13 protein-coding genes are annotated in these 16,948 nt (G+C 67.0%); 8 read left to right on the top strand and 5 right to left on the bottom strand.

The genetic code is table 11. From position 1 onward, the window contains the following. Positions 1–64: 64 nt before the first annotated feature. The 4 genes from queC to norR form a co-directional block, all read right to left on the bottom strand. Complete coding sequence (queC, locus tag IB243_RS09640; protein ID WP_192426585.1) at positions 65–775, bottom strand: 7-cyano-7-deazaguanine synthase QueC; 711 nt, start codon at positions 773–775, stop codon at positions 65–67. 82 nt (positions 776–857) lie between these two features. Continuing rightward, entirely contained in the window at positions 858–1,004 is a 147-nt protein-coding gene (locus IB243_RS09635; RefSeq protein WP_010465307.1) for a hypothetical protein, read from the bottom strand. A gap of 76 nt (positions 1,005–1,080) precedes the next feature. Beyond that, complete coding sequence (locus IB243_RS09630; protein WP_010465309.1) at positions 1,081–2,280, bottom strand: threonine ammonia-lyase; 1,200 nt, start codon at positions 2,278–2,280, stop codon at positions 1,081–1,083. A gap of 114 nt (positions 2,281–2,394) precedes the next feature. Further along, positions 2,395–3,960, bottom strand: a complete 1,566-nt coding sequence (gene norR, locus IB243_RS09625; RefSeq protein ID WP_192426583.1) for a nitric oxide reductase transcriptional regulator NorR — start codon at positions 3,958–3,960, stop codon at positions 2,395–2,397. A 238-nt stretch (positions 3,961–4,198) separates the two neighbouring features. Between norR and IB243_RS09620 the strand changes: the two genes are divergently transcribed. From IB243_RS09620 to yjjJ, 7 genes are all read left to right on the top strand, one after another. After that, positions 4,199–6,484 (top strand): nitric-oxide reductase large subunit, encoded by a 2,286-nt coding sequence (locus IB243_RS09620; RefSeq protein WP_192426581.1) that lies wholly within the window; start codon positions 4,199–4,201, stop codon positions 6,482–6,484. Between the two features lie 72 nt (positions 6,485–6,556). Beyond that, positions 6,557–6,985 carry a hemerythrin domain-containing protein gene (locus IB243_RS09615; protein WP_192426578.1) on the top strand — a complete coding sequence of 143 codons (429 nt, stop codon included), beginning with the start codon at positions 6,557–6,559 and terminating at the stop codon, positions 6,983–6,985. A 297-nt stretch (positions 6,986–7,282) separates the two neighbouring features. Beyond that, the gene (locus IB243_RS09610; RefSeq protein ID WP_192426576.1) at positions 7,283–9,301 is read left to right on the top strand and encodes a ribonucleoside triphosphate reductase; all 2,019 of its coding nucleotides are present in this window, start codon (positions 7,283–7,285) and stop codon (positions 9,299–9,301) included. 260 nt (positions 9,302–9,561) lie between these two features. Beyond that, positions 9,562–9,771 (top strand): anaerobic ribonucleoside-triphosphate reductase, encoded by a 210-nt coding sequence (nrdD, locus tag IB243_RS09605; protein WP_192426574.1) that lies wholly within the window; start codon positions 9,562–9,564, stop codon positions 9,769–9,771. A gap of 34 nt (positions 9,772–9,805) precedes the next feature. Beyond that, entirely contained in the window at positions 9,806–10,453 is a 648-nt protein-coding gene (locus IB243_RS09600; RefSeq protein WP_192427386.1) for an anaerobic ribonucleoside-triphosphate reductase activating protein, read from the top strand. Between the two features lie 166 nt (positions 10,454–10,619). After that, positions 10,620–12,269, top strand: a complete 1,650-nt coding sequence (ipdC, locus tag IB243_RS09595) for an indolepyruvate/phenylpyruvate decarboxylase (protein WP_192426572.1) — start codon at positions 10,620–10,622, stop codon at positions 12,267–12,269. Between the two features lie 84 nt (positions 12,270–12,353). Next, on the top strand, positions 12,354–13,706 hold the full coding sequence (gene yjjJ, locus IB243_RS09590) for a type II toxin-antitoxin system HipA family toxin YjjJ (protein ID WP_192426570.1): 1,353 nt from the start codon (positions 12,354–12,356) through the stop codon (positions 13,704–13,706). Positions 13,707–13,718: 12 nt separating this feature from the next. On the opposite strand, the gene recQ is transcribed toward yjjJ, so the two are convergent. After that, positions 13,719–15,578, bottom strand: a complete 1,860-nt coding sequence (gene recQ / locus IB243_RS09585; RefSeq protein ID WP_192427384.1) for a DNA helicase RecQ — start codon at positions 15,576–15,578, stop codon at positions 13,719–13,721. 198 nt (positions 15,579–15,776) lie between these two features. Here recQ and IB243_RS09580 point away from each other — a divergent pair, with 198 nt between their 5' ends. Further along, on the top strand, positions 15,777–16,841 hold the full coding sequence (locus IB243_RS09580; RefSeq protein ID WP_192426568.1) for a homocysteine S-methyltransferase family protein: 1,065 nt from the start codon (positions 15,777–15,779) through the stop codon (positions 16,839–16,841). The last annotated feature ends 107 nt before the right edge of the window (positions 16,842–16,948 follow it).

The following is a 16,948-nucleotide window of genomic DNA, read 5'->3' as shown; positions in this document are numbered from 1 at the left end:
GGCTAAAATTATGCAAAAAAAACATGGGGTTATGCATGATGGGGTTTTGCCCCGTGCAACGGCGTCAAGTGGCGGCCGAAGCGCCCTTCCAGCGTTCGTAGCCTGCCTTGCGCAGCTCGCAGGCCGGGCAGGTGCCGCAGCCATAACCCCAGGCGTGTGGGGTGTCGCGCACGCCGTGGTAACAGGTGTGGGAGTCGTTCACGATCAGATCGACCAGCACTGGCCCACCGAGTGACCGGGCCAGTTCCCAGGTTTCGGCCTTGTCCAGCCACATGAGCGGTGTGTCGAACGTGAAACGCTGCCCCATGCCCAGCGACACGGCCACCTGCAAGGCCTTGAGCGTGTCGTCGCGGCAGTCGGGATAGCCCGAAAAATCGGTTTCGCACATGCCGCCCACCAGCGTATGCAGGCCACGCCGGTAGCCCACGGCCGCCGCCAACTGGAAGAACAGCAGGTTGCGCCCGGGCACAAAGGTGTTGGGCAGGCCGGCGGCGGTCATCTGAATTTCGGTATCGCTGGTCAACGCCGTGTCGCTGATGTGGCCCAGCACGGCCAGATCGATCATGTGGTCCTCGCCCAGCTTTGCTGCCCAGCGCGGGAACTGCGCGCGCAGCGCCGACAGCACCGTCTGGCGCGCCTCCAGCTCCACATGGTGGCGCTGGCCGTAGTCAAAACCGATGGTTTCCACGTGGGCAAAGTTTTCCAGCGCCCAGGCCAGGCAGGTCGTGGAATCCTGGCCGCCGGAAAAAAGAACGAGTGCGTGTCCGGGTCTCATGGGAATTCTCCAGGTCAAACGGTGGTGCGGGACGAAAAAAAGCCCCGCGCTGCGGGGCTGGTGGTGGCGCGGGCCGGTGTGATCAGGCCATCGTCACGGCAATGAAGGCCAGCAGGAACATCATGATGCCACCCACCACGGGCAGCACCACGGGTACCAGATGAACGACATTTTCCACGGCGTCGTTCGATGGCGTTGCAGGGGTGTGCGAGGTGTTGTGGTCGGACATGGTGGGCTCCAGATGCTTAAAACTTGCGCAATTCTAGCCGCGCCAGCCTGAGTCGGGCGCAAAACCTGATGATAGGTCAGATCAGAACGGCCTCCATGCCCGCCGAGCGCAGCTGGCCCAGCACTTCATCCACATGCGCCTTGCCCCGGGTTTGCAGCACCAGTTCGATCTCCACGTTCTGCGCGGCCAGCATCGTGAAAGCGCGCTGGTGGTGCACCTCCTCGATGTTGGCGCCCGCGTCGGCCACGGTGGCGGTGATGCGCGCCAGCACGCCCGGCACGTCGCGCGCGCTCACGGTGATGCGTGCCAGTCTCCCCGACCGCACCATGCCGCGCTCGATGATCGCCGCCAGCAGCAGCGGGTCGATGTTGCCGCCGCACAGCACCAGCCCCACGCGCTTGCCCTTGAAGCGTTCGGGGTAGCGCACCAGCGCCGCCAGGCCTGCGGCGCCCGCGCCTTCGACCAGGGTTTTTTCAATCTCCAGCAGCATCAGCACCGCCTGCTCAATATCGCCTTCATCCACCAGCACCAGGTCGTCCACCAAGCGCTTGACGATCTCCTGCGTGATCTTGCCCGGCGTGCCCACGGCAATGCCCTCCGCGATGGTGGATGTGCCCTGCGGATGGCTCGTTCCTTTGACGGCATTCACCATGGCGGGGAACCGCGTGGTCTGCACGCCCACGATCTCGATACCGGGCTTGAGGGCCTTGGCCGCCGTGGCCACGCCCGAGATCAGCCCGCCGCCGCCCACGGCGATCACCAGGGTGTCCAGGTCGGGCACGGCCTGCAGCATCTCCAGGCCCAGCGTGCCCTGGCCGGCGGCCACGCCTTCGTCGTCATACGGGTGCACAAAGGTCAGTCCCTGCGCGTCGGCGAGGGCATAGGCGTGGGCGCGGGCTTCCTCCAGCGTGTCGCCATGCAGTACGACCTCGGCGCCAAAGCCGCGCGTGCGCTCTACCTTCACGCCGGGCGTGAACCGCGGCATCACGATCACCGCACGCAGGCCCAGCCGCTGCGCGTGGTAGGCCACGCCCTGCGCGTGGTTGCCAGCGCTCATGGCGACCACGCCGCGTGCGCGCTCTGCGTCGGTCAGCAGCGTGAGCCGGTTGCAGGCGCCGCGTTCCTTGAACGACGCGGTGAACTGCAGGTTCTCGAACTTGAGAAACACCTGCGCGCCCACGATTTGCGAAAGCGTTTTGGATTCAACGCACGGAGTGTCCAGCACATGGCCTTGTAGGCGGGTGGCGGCGTCGCGGATGTCTTGGAGGGTCAGCATGGGCCGATTGTGGCGCAGCAGCGTTCGCAGTGGCCCGTTGAGGTGTGATTTGGCATCAAATCAGCCTCTGGCGCTTATCTGAAAAGCGCTAGCAGCTATGGTTTTTGAAGCTACTTACTTGATCCCCAGCCTGCGCGCCAGCTTGTGCAGGTTGCTGGCGTCCACCTCCAGCGCACGCGCGGCCTGGGCCCAGTTGCCTTGGTGGCGGGCCAGGGCCTGCGTGATGGCGAGCCGCTGGCAGGCATCCACCGCGTCGCGCAGCGGGCCTTCGGCGGTGGCGGGGGGCGGCGGCGTGGTGGCCGCAGCGGGGGCGCTGGCGTCCAGGGGCGCGTGGGCCACGCTGGCGGCGTCGGCGTCCAGGTCGAGCAGCGCGGGCTCCAGCGTCACGATGTCGGCGCGGTTCACGCCCCGGCTCAGGGCCTTGAGGGCGGCGCGGCTGACCACATGCTCCAGCTCGCGGATGTTGCCGGGCCAGGGGTAGCGGCGCAGCGCGTCCTGTGCGCTGGCAGACAAGCGCAGGCTGCGCAGGCCCAGGCGCGCACGGTTCAGCTCCAGAAAACGGCCCGCGAGCAACAGCACATCGTTGCCCCGTTCGCGCAGCGGCGGGATGGGCACGGGGTACACCGACAGCCGGTGGTACAGGTCGGCGCGGAACGCGCCATCGCGCACCTGCTCGCGCAGGTTGCGGTTGGTGGCGGCGATCACGCGCACGTCCACGCGGCGCGGGCGGTCGGCGCCCAGGCGCTGGATCTCGCCGTTCTGCAGCGTGCGCAGCAGCTTGGCCTGCACGGCCAGCGGCAACTCGCCCACCTCATCAAGGAACAGCGTGCCGCCCTCGGCCGCCTCGAAGCGCCCCGGCCGGTCGGTCACCGCGCCGGAGAACGCGCCGCGCACGTGGCCGAAGAGCTCGCTCTCGGCCAGTGACTCGGGCAGCGCCGCGCAGTTCACGTGCACCAGGGGCTTGGTGCGGCGCGTGGACTGGCGGTGCAGCAGGCGCGCGAACAGCTCCTTGCCCACGCCGGTCTCACCCAGCAGCAACACGGGCAGGTCCGAGCCCGCCACCACCTCCAGCTCGTGTAGCAGGCGCAGCAGGGGCTCGCTCTGGCCGACGATCTCCATGTCGCCATCGCCCGCGCGGGTGGTGCGCTCGTCGTCGGGGCTGCGGGTGTGGGGGGCGCTGCGCAGCGCCTGCACCTCGCGCTCCAGCCGCGAGATGCGCACGGCCGCCTCCACCAGCACCTTGCAGTCGGCCAGCGCGGCGCGTGCGGCCTCGCCGAAGGTGCCGGTCTGCAGCGCGTCGAGCGTCAGCACCCCCCAGGGCTGGCCGTCCACCCACAGGCTCACGCCCATGCAGTCGTGCACGGGCAGGGGCTCTCCCACCAGGGTGTCGAGCAGGCCGTCGTAGGGGTCGGGCAGGGTGCTGTCGTGGTCAAAGCAGGTCACCTCACGCCGCGCCAGGATGGCCGCGAGCCGGGGGTGCTGGCTGACCACAAAGCGCCGGCCCAGCGCCTCCCGCACCAGGCCTTCCACGGCCACGGGGCGCAGGTGGTCTTCCTCCAGCTGCAGCAGCGCCACGGCGCCGGAATGAAAGCGCGTGCGCATGTGGTCCACCAGCCGCTGCAGGCGCACGGCCTGGGGCAGATCAGTGGCAAGGTCGGCCAGCAGGGGGCGGTGGTCCATGGTGATATTTACCTTTAATGGGTGAATTAGACCCTATATGTGGATGGTAAAAAAGACCACGACTGGTGTAAGTGGTTGATTTGATGGGCCAGAAGCTCTGGCCCAGCGCTTGCAATGTGGGCAGTGACACCGATTCACTCGTTCCGAAAAGCCATGACCACAAGACCCCGACCCCATGCCGCCAGCGCACGCTGGCGCCGCCCCTTCGTTGTTGTTCAGTTGAAGCAGGAGGCCCGCCATGGGTAACTACCGCAAGCTCTGGTTCACGCTGATCGGCGTGCTCATCGTCACCTTCAGCCTGCTGGGCTACTACGGCGCTGAGGTCTACCGCACCGCGCCGCCCATCCCCGCGAAGATCGCCACGGCAGGGGGTGAAGTGCTTTTCACCCACGACAGCATCCTCGACGGACAGACCGCGTGGCAATCGGTGGGCGGCATGCAGCTGGGTTCCATCTGGGGCCACGGCGCCTACCAGGCACCCGACTGGACGGCCGACTGGCTGCACCGCGAGCTGCTCAACTGGCTTGACGTCGCCGCCGAGCGTGCGCACGGCAAGCCCTTTGCCGAGCTCGACGCCGCCGCCCAGGCCGTGCTGCGCGACCGCATGAAGACCGAGTACCGCACCAACACCTACAGCCCCGAGACGGGCGTGGCCACGGTGTCGTCCACGCGGGCCGACGCTATCGCGATGACCGCGCTGTACTACGACCAGCTTTTCAGCGACGTGCCTGCGCTGCACAAGACCCGCGAGCACTTCGCCATGAAGGAGAACACCCTGCCCAGCGCCGAGCGGCGCGCGCAGATGACGGGTTTCTTCTTCTGGACGGCCTGGGCCGCCGCCACCGAGCGCCCCGGCACCACGGCCACGTACACCAACAACTGGCCGCACGAGCCACTCATAGGCAACAAGCCCACGGCCGAGAACATGGTCTGGTCGGTGATGAGCGTGGTCGTGATGATGGCGGGCGTGGGCTTCCTCGTGTGGGGCTGGTCCTTCCTGCGCAAGCACGACGAGGTGGAGCCCACGCCACCCCAGCATGACCCGCTCGCGCGCGTGCCGCTCACGCCCTCGCAGCGCGCCCTGGGCAAGTACCTGTTCCTCATCGTGGCGCTGTTCAGCTTCCAGGTGCTGCTGGGCGGCTTCACGGCCCACTACACGGTGGAAGGCCAGCAGTTCTACGGCATCAACGTGTCGCAGTGGTTCCCCTATTCGCTGGTGCGCACCTGGCACATCCAGAGCGCGCTGTTCTGGATCGCCACGGGCTTCCTGGCGGCGGGGCTGTTCCTCGCGCCGCTGATCAACGGTGGCAAGGACCCGGCCTGGCAGAAGCTGGGCGTGGACATCCTGTTCTGGGCGCTGGTCGTGGTGGTGGTGGGCTCGTTCACGGGCAACTACCTGGCCATCGCGCAGATCATGCCGCCTGAGTGGAACTTCTGGCTGGGCCACCAGGGCTATGAATATGTGGACCTGGGCCGCCTGTGGCAGATCGGCAAGTTCACCGGCATCGCCTTCTGGCTGGTGCTCATGCTGCGCGGCATCGTTCCGGCGCTGCGCACCCCCGGCGGCGACAAGAACCTGCTGGCGCTGCTGACGGCGTCGGTGGTGGCCATCGGCCTGTTCTACGGCGCGGGTTTCTTCTACGGCGAACGCACCCACCTGTCGGTGATGGAGTACTGGCGCTGGTGGGTGGTGCACCTGTGGGTGGAGGGCTTCTTCGAAGTCTTCGCCACCACGGCGCTGGCCTTCATCTTCTCGACGCTGGGGCTGGTGTCGGTGCGCATGGCCACCACGGCCAGCCTGGCCTCGGCCTCGCTGTTCATGCTGGGCGGCGTGCCCGGTACCTTCCACCACCTGTACTTTGCAGGCACCACCACGCCGGTGATGGCGGTGGGCGCAGCCTTCAGCGCGCTCGAAGTGGTGCCGCTGGTCGTGCTGGGCCACGAGGCCTGGGAACACTGGCGCCTGCAGCACCGCACGCCCTGGATGGCCCGCCTGCGCTGGCCGCTGATGTGCTTCGTGGCCGTGGCCTTCTGGAACATGCTGGGCGCGGGTGTCTTCGGCTTCATGATCAACCCGCCCATCTCGCTGTACTACGTGCAGGGCCTGAACACCACGCCGGTGCATGCCCACGCCGCGCTGTTCGGGGTGTATGGCTTCCTGGCGCTCGGGTTCACGCTGCTGGTGCTGCGCTACATCCGGCCGCAGCTGGTGTTCAGCGAGCGGCTCATGAAGACGGGCTTCTGGTGGCTCAACGCCGGCCTGGTGCTGATGATCGCCACCAGCCTGTTCCCCATTGCCCTGTTCCAGTTCCATGCCAGCGTGAGCGAAGGCCTGTGGTACGCCCGGGGCGAAGAGTTCATGCAACAGCCCTTCATCCAGACGCTGCGCTGGGTGCGCACCTTCGGCGACGTGGTCTTCATCGTTGGCGCGCTGGCCATGGCCTGGCAGGTGGTGAGTGGTGTGTTCGGTTCGCGCGCCCCGGCAGCCACCGCAGGGGTTTACCTGGCGGAGTCCCGCCGCTGATCCGCGCCGCGCGCTGCCGCCACCACCCTCGGTGGCAGCGCAGGCCCTTCATTCATCCCACAAGGAGTGAGCATGAACCTCGACAAATTCAAGCACCAGCACACCGACATCCTGCGCAGCATCGCCACCTTGCGCGCCTTGGCCCAGGCGGGCGTGGAAGGCAATGCCAGCGCCATCGCGCAGGGCATCGTGGCCATGAGCGGCACCATCAAGCTGCACCTGGCCGTGGAAGACCAGGTGCTCTACCCCACACTGCAGCGCGGTGGCAACCCCGAACTGGCGCGCCTGGGCCGCCAGTACCAGAGCGAGATGGCCTCGATTGCCAGCGCCTACGACGCCTTTGCGCGCCGCTGGAACACGGCCGAGAACGTGCGCCGCGATGCGCAGGGCTTTCGGGACGAGGCCAATGTGGTGCTGCGCCGGGTGTTCGAGCGCATGCAGCGCGAAGACCATGACTTCTATCCCCGCATCGAGGAGGAAGAAACCGCCGCCTGCCATTGAGCGCCAACGAGAGCACAGCCCGGCCGCAGCGGTGTGGCCCCCACGGCCCACAACCCCCCAAGAAAAACAACCCACCCTTTTCTTACGCACCCCTGGTGCGCCAGCGTGCCATCACACGCACCCCCATCCATCGGTAGGGCCTGACGGCACCTCCCTTTCGCCGGCCTTTGTGCCGGCATTTTTTTTACCGCTGCTTACCGCCTCGATTGTGTTGGGTCAAACTACCTATAGTGTTTGATAGGTATCGTGGACACCATAGGTAGTGTTTTTAACCCGTTCCATAGATTGGTCGAACCCATGGCGCCCACCCTTGTCACCTTGCCCCGCGATGTTGTGTTGCGCAGTGGCCAGCGTGTTTCTTTTGACGCCGAACGCATCCGCGCAGCGCTGGCCAGTGCGGGCCAGGCCTCGGGTGAATATGGCGCCGAAGAAGCGGCGCTGCTCACCGCGCAGGTCACCAAGGTGCTGATCCACCGCTTCCAGGGCGAGGCCCCCACGGTGGAGCAGATCCAGGACGTGGCCGAGCAGACGCTGATCGCCGCCAACCACCTGGCCACGGCGCGCGCCTACATCGTCTACCGCGAGCAGCACGCCACCTTGCGCGCCGACAGGCAGACGCTGGTCGATGTGGAAAGCTCCATCAACGAATACCTCACCCGTGCCGACTGGCGCGTGAATGCCAACGCCAACCAGGGCTACTCGCTGGGCGGGCTGATCCTGAACGTGGCGGGCAAGGTCACGGCCAACTACTGGCTGTCGCACGTCTACACGCCGGAGATCGGCGAGGCGCACAGGAGCGGCGACCTGCACATCCACGACCTCGACATGCTCAGCGGCTACTGCGCGGGCTGGTCGCTGCGCACGCTGCTGCACGAGGGGCTCAACGGCGTGCCGGGCAAGGTGGAGGCGGGGCCGCCCAAACACATGAGTTCCGCCGTGGGGCAGATCGTGAACTTCCTGGGCACGCTGCAGAACGAGTGGGCGGGCGCGCAGGCGTTCTCGTCGTTCGACACCTACATGGCACCCTTCGTGCGCATTGATGCCATGGACTACCCGCAGGTGCGCCAGTGCATCCAGGAGCTGGTCTACAACCTCAACGTGCCCTCGCGCTGGGGCACGCAGACGCCGTTCACCAACCTCACCTTCGACTGGACCTGTCCCGAGGACCTGCGCGAGCAGGTGCCCGTGATCGCGGGCCAGGAGATGCCCTTCGCGTATGGCGACCTGCAGGCCGAGATGGACCTCATCAACCGCGCCTACATCGACGTGATGACCACGGGCGATGCCAAGGGCCGCGTGTTCACCTTCCCCATCCCCACGTACAACATCACCAAGGACTTCCCGTGGGAGAGCGAGAACGCGCAGCTGCTGTTCGACATGACAGCCAAGTACGGCCTGCCGTACTTCCAGAACTTCATCAACTCCGAGCTGGAGCCGAACATGGTGCGCTCCATGTGCTGCCGCTTGCAGCTCGATTTGCGTGAACTCTTGAAGCGCGGCAACGGCCTGTTCGGCAGCGCCGAGCAGACGGGCAGCCTGGGCGTGGTGACCATCAACTGCGCGCGCCTGGGCTACCAGCATGCGGGCGATGAGGCGGGGTTGCTCGCCGCGCTCGACCGCCTGATGGAGCTGGGAAAACAAAGCCTGGAGACCAAGCGCAAGCTCATCCAGCGCCTGATGGACCAGGGCCTGTTCCCCTACACCAAGCGCTACCTGGGCACGCTGCGCAACCACTTCAGCACGCTGGGCGTGAACGGCATCAATGAGATGGTGCGCAACTTCACAGCGGACCAGCACGACATCACCAGCGAATGGGGCCATGCGTTTGCCGTGCGCCTGCTCGACCACGTGCGCGAGCGCATGACCGCCTTCCAGGAAGAAACCGGCCACCTCTACAACCTGGAGGCCACGCCCGCCGAAGGCACGACCTACCGCTTCGCCAAGGAAGACAAAAAGCGCTGGCCCGCCATCCTGCAGGCCGGCACGGAGCAGCAGCCCTACTACACCAACTCCTCGCAGCTGCCCGTGGGCTTCACCGACGACCCGTTCGAGGCCCTGAGGCGGCAGGACGCGCTGCAGTCCAAATACACCGGCGGCACCGTGCTGCATCTGTACATGGGCGAGCGTTTGTCCAGCGGCGCGGCCTGCCGCGAGCTGGTGCGGCGCGCGCTCACGCGCTTCCGCCTGCCCTACATCACCGTCACGCCCACGTTCTCGATCTGCCCCACACACGGCTACCTGGCGGGCGAGCACCCGTTTTGCCCGCGTTGCGACGAAGAGCGGCTGGACGCAAAGCGGCAGCGTCTGGTCGCCTAGTGTGGTTTTGCACGCTATCCGGCACTTAAAACCGCGTCTTTTCGGCCAGGGCTGCGTTGCAAATCCTCGCGATACCCACGGGTATCGCTGTGGTTTGCGCCTTGCCCTGACCAAAAATCCATCGGTTTTAAATGTGCCGTCAAGCATGCAACACCACACTAGATTTTGAACAAAAAGTGGCCCTGGCGCTTGATGGTCAAGCGCAAGCAGCTATCAAAACAGAAGCAAACCATTTCCTCAACCCCCGAAAGGACCCCGGCATGAGCCATTTCTCCGCCACCGAACACACCGCCATCTCCAGCGCCGCCGCCGTGCAGCTCACCGACGACGAGCGCCAGCCCTGCGAGGTCTGGACCCGCGTCATGGGCTACCACCGCCCCGTGGCCAGCTTCAACACGGGCAAGCAGGGCGAGCACGCCGAGCGCCGTTTCTTTTCAGAGCAGGCGCGTGGTGGAAGCAACGCCTGCTGAGGCGCCGCCAGCGTCCGCGCTGCGGCTGGGCGGCATGACGCCGCTCACCACCATCGACTTCCCCGGCCGCCTCGCGGCCGTTTTCTATTGCCAGGGTTGCCCCTGGCGCTGCGGCTACTGCCACAACCCCGGGCTGCTGGACGCCGCCGCGCCCCCGGCGTTGCCGTGGGACCAGGCGCTGCAGTTTTTGCACAGCCGCCGTGGCTTGCTCGATGGCGTGGTGTTTTCGGGCGGTGAGCCGACGCTGCAAGCCGCGCTGCCCGCTGCGGTGGATGCCGTGCGCGCACTGGGCCTGCAGACCGCGCTGCACACCGGCGGCATGTACCCCGGGCGGCTGGCGGCACTGCTGCCGCGCCTCCACTGGGTGGGGCTGGACATCAAGGCCCTGCCGCAGCGCTACGACGCCATCACCGCCACCCCCGGCAGCGGCGCGCGCGCCTGGGCCGCGCTCGATGCCATGCTGGCCCATGGCATCGACCACGAATGCCGCACCACCTGGCACGCGGGCCTGTTTGGTTTGGGCGAACTGCTGGAACTGGCCCAGGCCCTGGCCGCGCGCGGGGTGCGGCATTGGGCGCTGCAGGAATGCCGCGTGCTCGGCGCCCCGGCCTGGGCGCTGGCGCCCGCGCACCAGCAGCAACTGGCCGCGCTGTTTTCCGGATTCACCTTGCGCCGGGTGTGAGCGCCGAGCGCAGATTTCCTGCGTTGCAAGGGCCTGCATGAAATGAACCTGCAAATACGGCCGCTGTTGCACACGCTTTGATGCGCGTCAGAGGTGCTTTGCTCGGTCCGCGCGGATCATTCGCGCCACCGCCGCACAACGGCACCACCTTGCTAGGAAATCCTCCATGAACCCCCTCGGCCTCCAGCTGCTGCACGCGCTCAAGCACCACGGCGCGCGCGAGATCTTTGGCATCCCCGGTGATTTCATCCTGCCCTTGTTCGCGCAGATCGAGGAAAGCGGCATCCTGCCCCTGGTCACGCTCAGCCACGAACCCTCACTGGGCTTCGCCGCCGATGCCGCCGCCCGCATGCACTGCGGGCTGGGCGTGGTGGCTGTCACCTATGGCGCGGGCGCACTCAACGTGGTCAATGCGGTGGCGGGGGCCTATGCCGAGCGCTCGCCGCTGGTGGTGCTGGCCGGCTGCCCCGGCGAGGTCGAGGCTCATTCCGGCCTGGTGCTGCACCACCAGGTGCGCCATGTCGATTCGCAGTGGCGCATCTTCCGCGAGATCACCTGCGACCAGGTGCGCCTGTCCGACCCCGCCACCGCGCCAGCCGACCTTGCCCGCGTGCTGCGCAGCTGCCGCGAATACTCGCAGCCCGTGCTCATCGAGGTGCCACGCGACATGACGCTGCACCCCATGGCCGAGGTGCCGGTGCTGCCCCCCAGCCCGTTCAACGCAGCCGCCGTGGCCGAATGCGCCGACGAATGGATGGCCCGCATCCAGGCTGCCCGGCGCCCCGTGCTGGTGGTGGACGTGGAGGTGCGCCGCTTTGGCCTGGAAGCCCGCGTGGCCGAACTCGCGCGCCGCCTTCAGCTGCCCGTGCTCACCACCTTCATGGGCCGGGGCCTGCTGGCCGAGGACGCGGGGCATGCCGGCGTGCCCTTCCACGGCACCTACCTGGGCGTGGCGGGCGCACCGGAGACCAGCGCGCTGCTGGACGACTCCGACCTGCCCGTGATGCTGGGCGCCATCCTGTCGGACAGCAACTTCGGCGTGAGCGCCCAGCGCATGGACTTCCGCCGCGCGCTGATCGCCGCGCACCGCGAGGCGCGCGTGGGCCACCACCTGTACCCGGACATCCCCCTGGCCGCGCTGGTGGAGGCGTTGCTGGCCCGTGCCCCGGCAGCGGGCGTTGCAATGGCACGCGCGCTGCCACCCCCGCCCATCTGCCCCGAAGGCCTGGTGGCCGACGATGCGCCCGTGTGCGCGGCCGACCTCTCCCGCGCGCTCAACGACCGCATCCGCACGCACGGCCCCATGAACATCGTCTCGGACATCGGCGACTGCCTGTTCGCCGCGATGGAGCTGCTGCCCACGCCGCTGGTGGCGCCGGGCTACTACGCGTCCATGGGGTTCGGGGTGCCGGCCGGCATCGGCGCCCAGGTGGCCACGGGCCAGCGCAGCCTGATCCTGGTGGGCGACGGCGCCTTCCAGATGACGGGCTGGGAGCTGGGCAATTGCCCGCGCCTGGGGCTGGACCCCATCGCCATCGTTCTCAACAACCAGACCTGGGAGATGATCCGCGCGTTCCAGACCACGTCGCGCTGTGCCACGCTCGGCGACTGGCACCTGGCCGATGCCGCCGACGCGTTGGGCGGGCGCGGCCACCGGGTGCACACGCGCGCCCAGTTCAAGGCGGCGCTCGATGCCGCGTTTTCCGAACGCGGGCGCTTCCAGCTCATTGAACTGATGGTGCCCCCGGGTGATAGCACGCCCACGCTGCGGCGTTTTTCTGACGGCATCCGGGCCCTGCGGACACGGGCTTCCTAGTCATTGCGAGGAGCAAAAATATCTATTCACAAATGTGCTTTTCAATAGGGTTTGCGTCATTTTTATCTATTCATATAATCATGCATGAATCGCCCGGCGCCCCACGCTGAAAACCTTTTGGCCGTCTTGCGCCGCCACGGCGGCGTGGCAACGAGTGCTGCCCTGGTGGCCGACCTGGGCGTCAGCCAGCCCACGGTGTCGCGCGCCCTCATGCCGCTGGTACGCACGGGCCAGGTCCGCAAGGTGGGCGCGGCGCGATCGCAGCGCTATCTGCTGCCGCGCTCGGTGGCGGGCGTGGGCGACGACATCCCCATCATGCGGGTGAATACCGCCGGGGTCCCCGCCCCCTTTGGCCGCATGGTGCCCCTGCCGGGTGGTGCGTTCTGGGTGGACGAAGAAGACGGTGTGAGCGAGCGCCACGACAGCCTGCCCTGGTTTCTGGCCGACATGCGGCCCCAGGGCTTCATGGGCCGCAACTTTGCGCAGCTGCACCCGGATCTGCAGTTGCCTGTGGATCCGCGCCACTGGTCCGACGACGATGTGCTGCGCGCTCTGGCGCTGCGCGGCGAGGACCTTCCAGGCAACCTGCTCGTGGGCAATGCGTCGCTGGAGCGATTTCACACCCTGGGCCAACGCCTGGTGCGCGCCACCTCGGCGGACGACTATCCCCAGCTCGCCCGCAGCGCGCTGCAAGGGCAGCTACCGGGCTCTTCGGCCGGCGGTGAGCAGCCCAAATTCTGCTGCGTCACGCAGGGGCGCAGCGTGATCGTGAAATTCTCCAGCAGCGGGGACAGCCCGGCCGACCAGCGCACGCGCGACCTGCTGCTGTGCGAACACCTGGCCCTCAAGGTGCTGGGCCAGGCCGGCCTGCCCGCCGCAAACACGGCGGTCTTTGTGCGCGAGGGCCGGGTCTTTCTTGAATCCGAACGTTTTGACCGGCGCTCACCCTGGGTGGGCGGGCTGCATGGCCCGCCGCCCGGACGCATCGGCATGGTGTCGCTGATGGTCTACGACGCGCAGTACGTGGGCGAGATGGACCACTGGGCCGCCACGGCCCTGCGCATGCAGGCACGCGGCCTGCTGACCCCTGAGGATGCGCGTGCCTTGCGCCTGCTCGAGGCCTACGGCGTGCTGATTGGCAATACCGACCGGCACTACGGCAACATCTCCCTGGTGCTGGTCGAGGACGACTGGCGCTTGTCACCCGCCTACGACGTGCTGCCCATGTTGTATATGCCCATCGCGGGCGAGCTGGTGCCACAGGACCTGGCCCTGGAGAAAAAAGTGCCCACGGCGGCCACGCTCGATGTGTGGCCCGAGGCCCAGGCACTGGCACTGGCGTTCTGGCGTGAAGCGTCCCTGGATGGGCGGATTTCGGAAGGCTTCAGGAACATCGCGCGCGCGCATGCCCACACCCTGCAGGCCCCGCGCGGGTAAGGCTGGCCGTGCTCAGCCTGCGCCCACCACCCGCAGCACCTCCGCGCCATAGGCTTCGAGCTTTTTCGCCCCCATCCCGCTGATGCCCTGCAGGTCGTCCAGCGTGGTCGGGTTGCGCTCGGCAATCGCTGCCAGCGTGGCGTCGTGAAAGATCACGTACGCCGGCAGGTTGTGCTCACGCGCGACTTCTGCGCGCCAGGACTTGAGGTTGATGAAGCGCACCTGCGCGTCCGGCCCCAGGTTGGCGGCAGCGGCGGGTGGGGCGCTGCCCTTGCGCGTGCGCTTGGCCGGTGCGGACGACACCGATTCGCGCAGCTGCACCGGCACCTCGCCCTTGAGCACGCCGCGCGAGCCCTCGGTGAGGCACAGAGTGTCAAAGCTGTGGCCGCTGTCCAGCATCACCTTCTGCAGGCCCAGGGCGCCCGTGGCGATCAGCTGGCGCAGCACGCCGCGCAGCTGGGGCTCGGTCAGGTCGGCGCCAATGCCAAAGGTGGAAATCTTCTCGTGCCCGAACTGCGCGACCTTCTCGGTCTTTTTGCCGCGCAGGATGTCCATGATGTGCCCCGTGCCAAAGCTGATGCCGCTGGCCTGGTTCACGCGGTAGATGGTGGACAGCAGCTTGCGCGCGGCATCGGTGGCATCCCACACCGCCGGTGGGCTGATGCAGTTGTCGCAGTTGCCGCACGGCGTGGACTGTTCGCCGAAGTAGGCCAGCAGCCGCACGCGGCGGCAGTCGGTGGCCTCGGCCAGTGCCAGCAGCGCGTCGAGCTTGCCGCGCAGCGCCTGCTTGAACTCCTCGCCCGCCGGGCTCTCGTCGATCATGCGGCGCTGGTTGACCACGTCGTTCAGGCCGTAGGCCATCCAGGCATCGGCGTTCAGGCCGTCGCGGCCCGCACGGCCGGTCTCCTGGTAGTAGCCCTCGATGTTCTTGGGCATGTCCACGTGCGCCACAAAACGCACGTCGGGCTTGTCGATGCCCATGCCGAACGCGATGGTGGCGACCATCACGATGCCCTCTTCACGCAGGAAGCGGTCCTGGTTCTTCTGGCGCACTTTGGTGTCCAGCCCCGCGTGGTAGGGCAGGGCGGTCAGACCCGCGTCGCACAGCGTGGCGGCCAGTTCTTCCACACGCTTGCGCGACTGGCAGTACACCACGCCCGCCTCGCCCGCATGCTCGCGCTCGATGAAGCGCAGCAGCTGTGTGGTGACGTCCTTTTTTTCCTCGATGCGGTAGCGGATGTTGGGCCGGTCGAAGCTGCTGATGAACAGCCGCGCGTCTTCCAGCTGCAGCCGCTCGATGATGTCGGCGCGTGTGAGGTCGTCGGCCGTGGCCGTCAGCGCAATGCGTGGGACGCCCGCATAGCGCTCGTGCAGCACCGTGAGCGCGCGGTACTCGGGGCGAAAGTCGTGGCCCCACTGGCTCACGCAGTGCGCTTCGTCGATGGCAAACAGCGAGAGGTGTCCGCCCTGGTACAGGCTGTCGAGCAGGCCCAGGAAACGTGGCGTGTTCAGCCGCTCGGGCGCCGCATACAGCAGCGTGATGTCGCCGGTCTGCAGGCGCAGCTCCACATCCTGCGCCTCGTCAAAACTCAGCGTGGAGTTCAAAAAGGCGGCATCCACCCCCGCCTCGTGCAGCGCGCCCACCTGGTCGTGCATCAGCGCGATCAGCGGCGAGATCACGATGGTCACCCCGCGTCCCTGCTGCTGGCGCACGATGGCCGGCACCTGGTAGCACAGCGACTTGCCGCCACCCGTGGGCATCAACACCAGCGCGTCGCTGCCGCCGATCACATGCTCGACGATGTCCTGCTGGGGGCCGCGAAACTGCTCGTAGCCAAAAACGTCGTGCAGGACGGTGTGGGCAGGGGACACAGCGGAGGACAGGCGAGAAGACAAACGAATGCTCTGAATTTGATAGCTTTTAGTGCTTTTTGGATAAGCGCTACAAGCTGATTTGACGGCTATTTTGGTGTCTGGCGAAGGGTGCTTGTGGGGCGACCGGCGCACACACCGAAGGCCCATATTGTGCGCTGCACCGTGGCAGGGCCGCGCTTTCTACAATAGGGGGCTATGCAAGCCCTTCACTACACCCGCGCCGCGCAGCTGCCCGACATCCTCGCCCAACGCATCGTCATCCTCGACGGCGCCATGGGCACCATGATCCAGCGCTTCAAGCTGGGCGAGGCGCAGTACCGGGGCGAGGGCTACACCGGCCCGGGCAGTGTGGGTGACCGCTTCAAGGACTTCCCGCGCGACGTGAAGGGCAACAACGAGTTGCTCAGCCTCACCCGGCCCGATGTGATCACCGACATCCACGAGCGCTATCTGGCCGCTGGCGCCGACCTCATCGAGACCAACACCTTCGGCGCGACGACCATCGCGCAGGAGGACTACAAGATGGCCGAGCTGGCGCGCGAGATGAATTTGAAGTCCGCCCAACTGGCCCGCGCCGCCTGCGACAAATATTCCACGCCCGACAAGCCCCGCTTCGTCGCCGGCGCCCTGGGCCCCACGCCCAAGACGGCCAGCATCAGCCCCGACGTGAACGACCCCGGCGCGCGCAATGTCGATTTCGAGCAGTTGCGCGCCGCGTACTACGAGCAGACCGAGGCGCTGGTCGAGGGCGGCAGCGACGTGCTGCTGGTCGAGACGATTTTTGACACGCTCAACGCCAAGGCCGCGTTGTTCGCCATCGACGAGTTTTTTGAGAACAGCGGCCAGCGCCTGCCCCTGATCATCAGCGGCACTGTCACCGACGCGTCGGGCCGCATCCTCAGCGGCCAGACGGTGACTGCCTTCTGGAACAGCGTGCGCCACTCGCGCCCGCTGGCCATCGGCCTCAATTGCGCCCTGGGCGCCACGCTGATGCGCCCCTACATCCAGGAGCTGAACCGCGTGGCCGAGGACACGTTCATCAGCTGCTACCCCAACGCGGGCCTGCCCAACCCCATGAGCGACACCGGGTTTGACGAAACCCCCGAGATCACCAGCCGCCTGGTGCACGAGTTCGCGGCCGAAGGGCTGGTCAACATCCTGGGCGGCTGCTGCGGCACCACGCCCGACCACATCGGCGCCATCGCCAAGGCTGTCCAGAACGTGCCCACGCGCAAGATGTTCTACCCTGCTGAAGCCTGAATTTGGAGAAAAATCGGCCTCTAGCGCTTATCCAGAAAGCGCTAGTAGCTATAAAAAACGCAGCAATCAAATAGTCGCTGCTCTGCGGTGGCGCATTGCCGGGCGCA

Origin of the sequence: Acidovorax sp. ACV01, assembly GCF_014851495.1 — a bacterium.
GTDB lineage: Bacteria > Pseudomonadota > Gammaproteobacteria > Burkholderiales > Burkholderiaceae_C > Acidovorax > Acidovorax radicis.
Note: the sequence above shows the minus strand (reverse complement) of the source record. Positions and strands in the feature narration are given on the sequence as shown.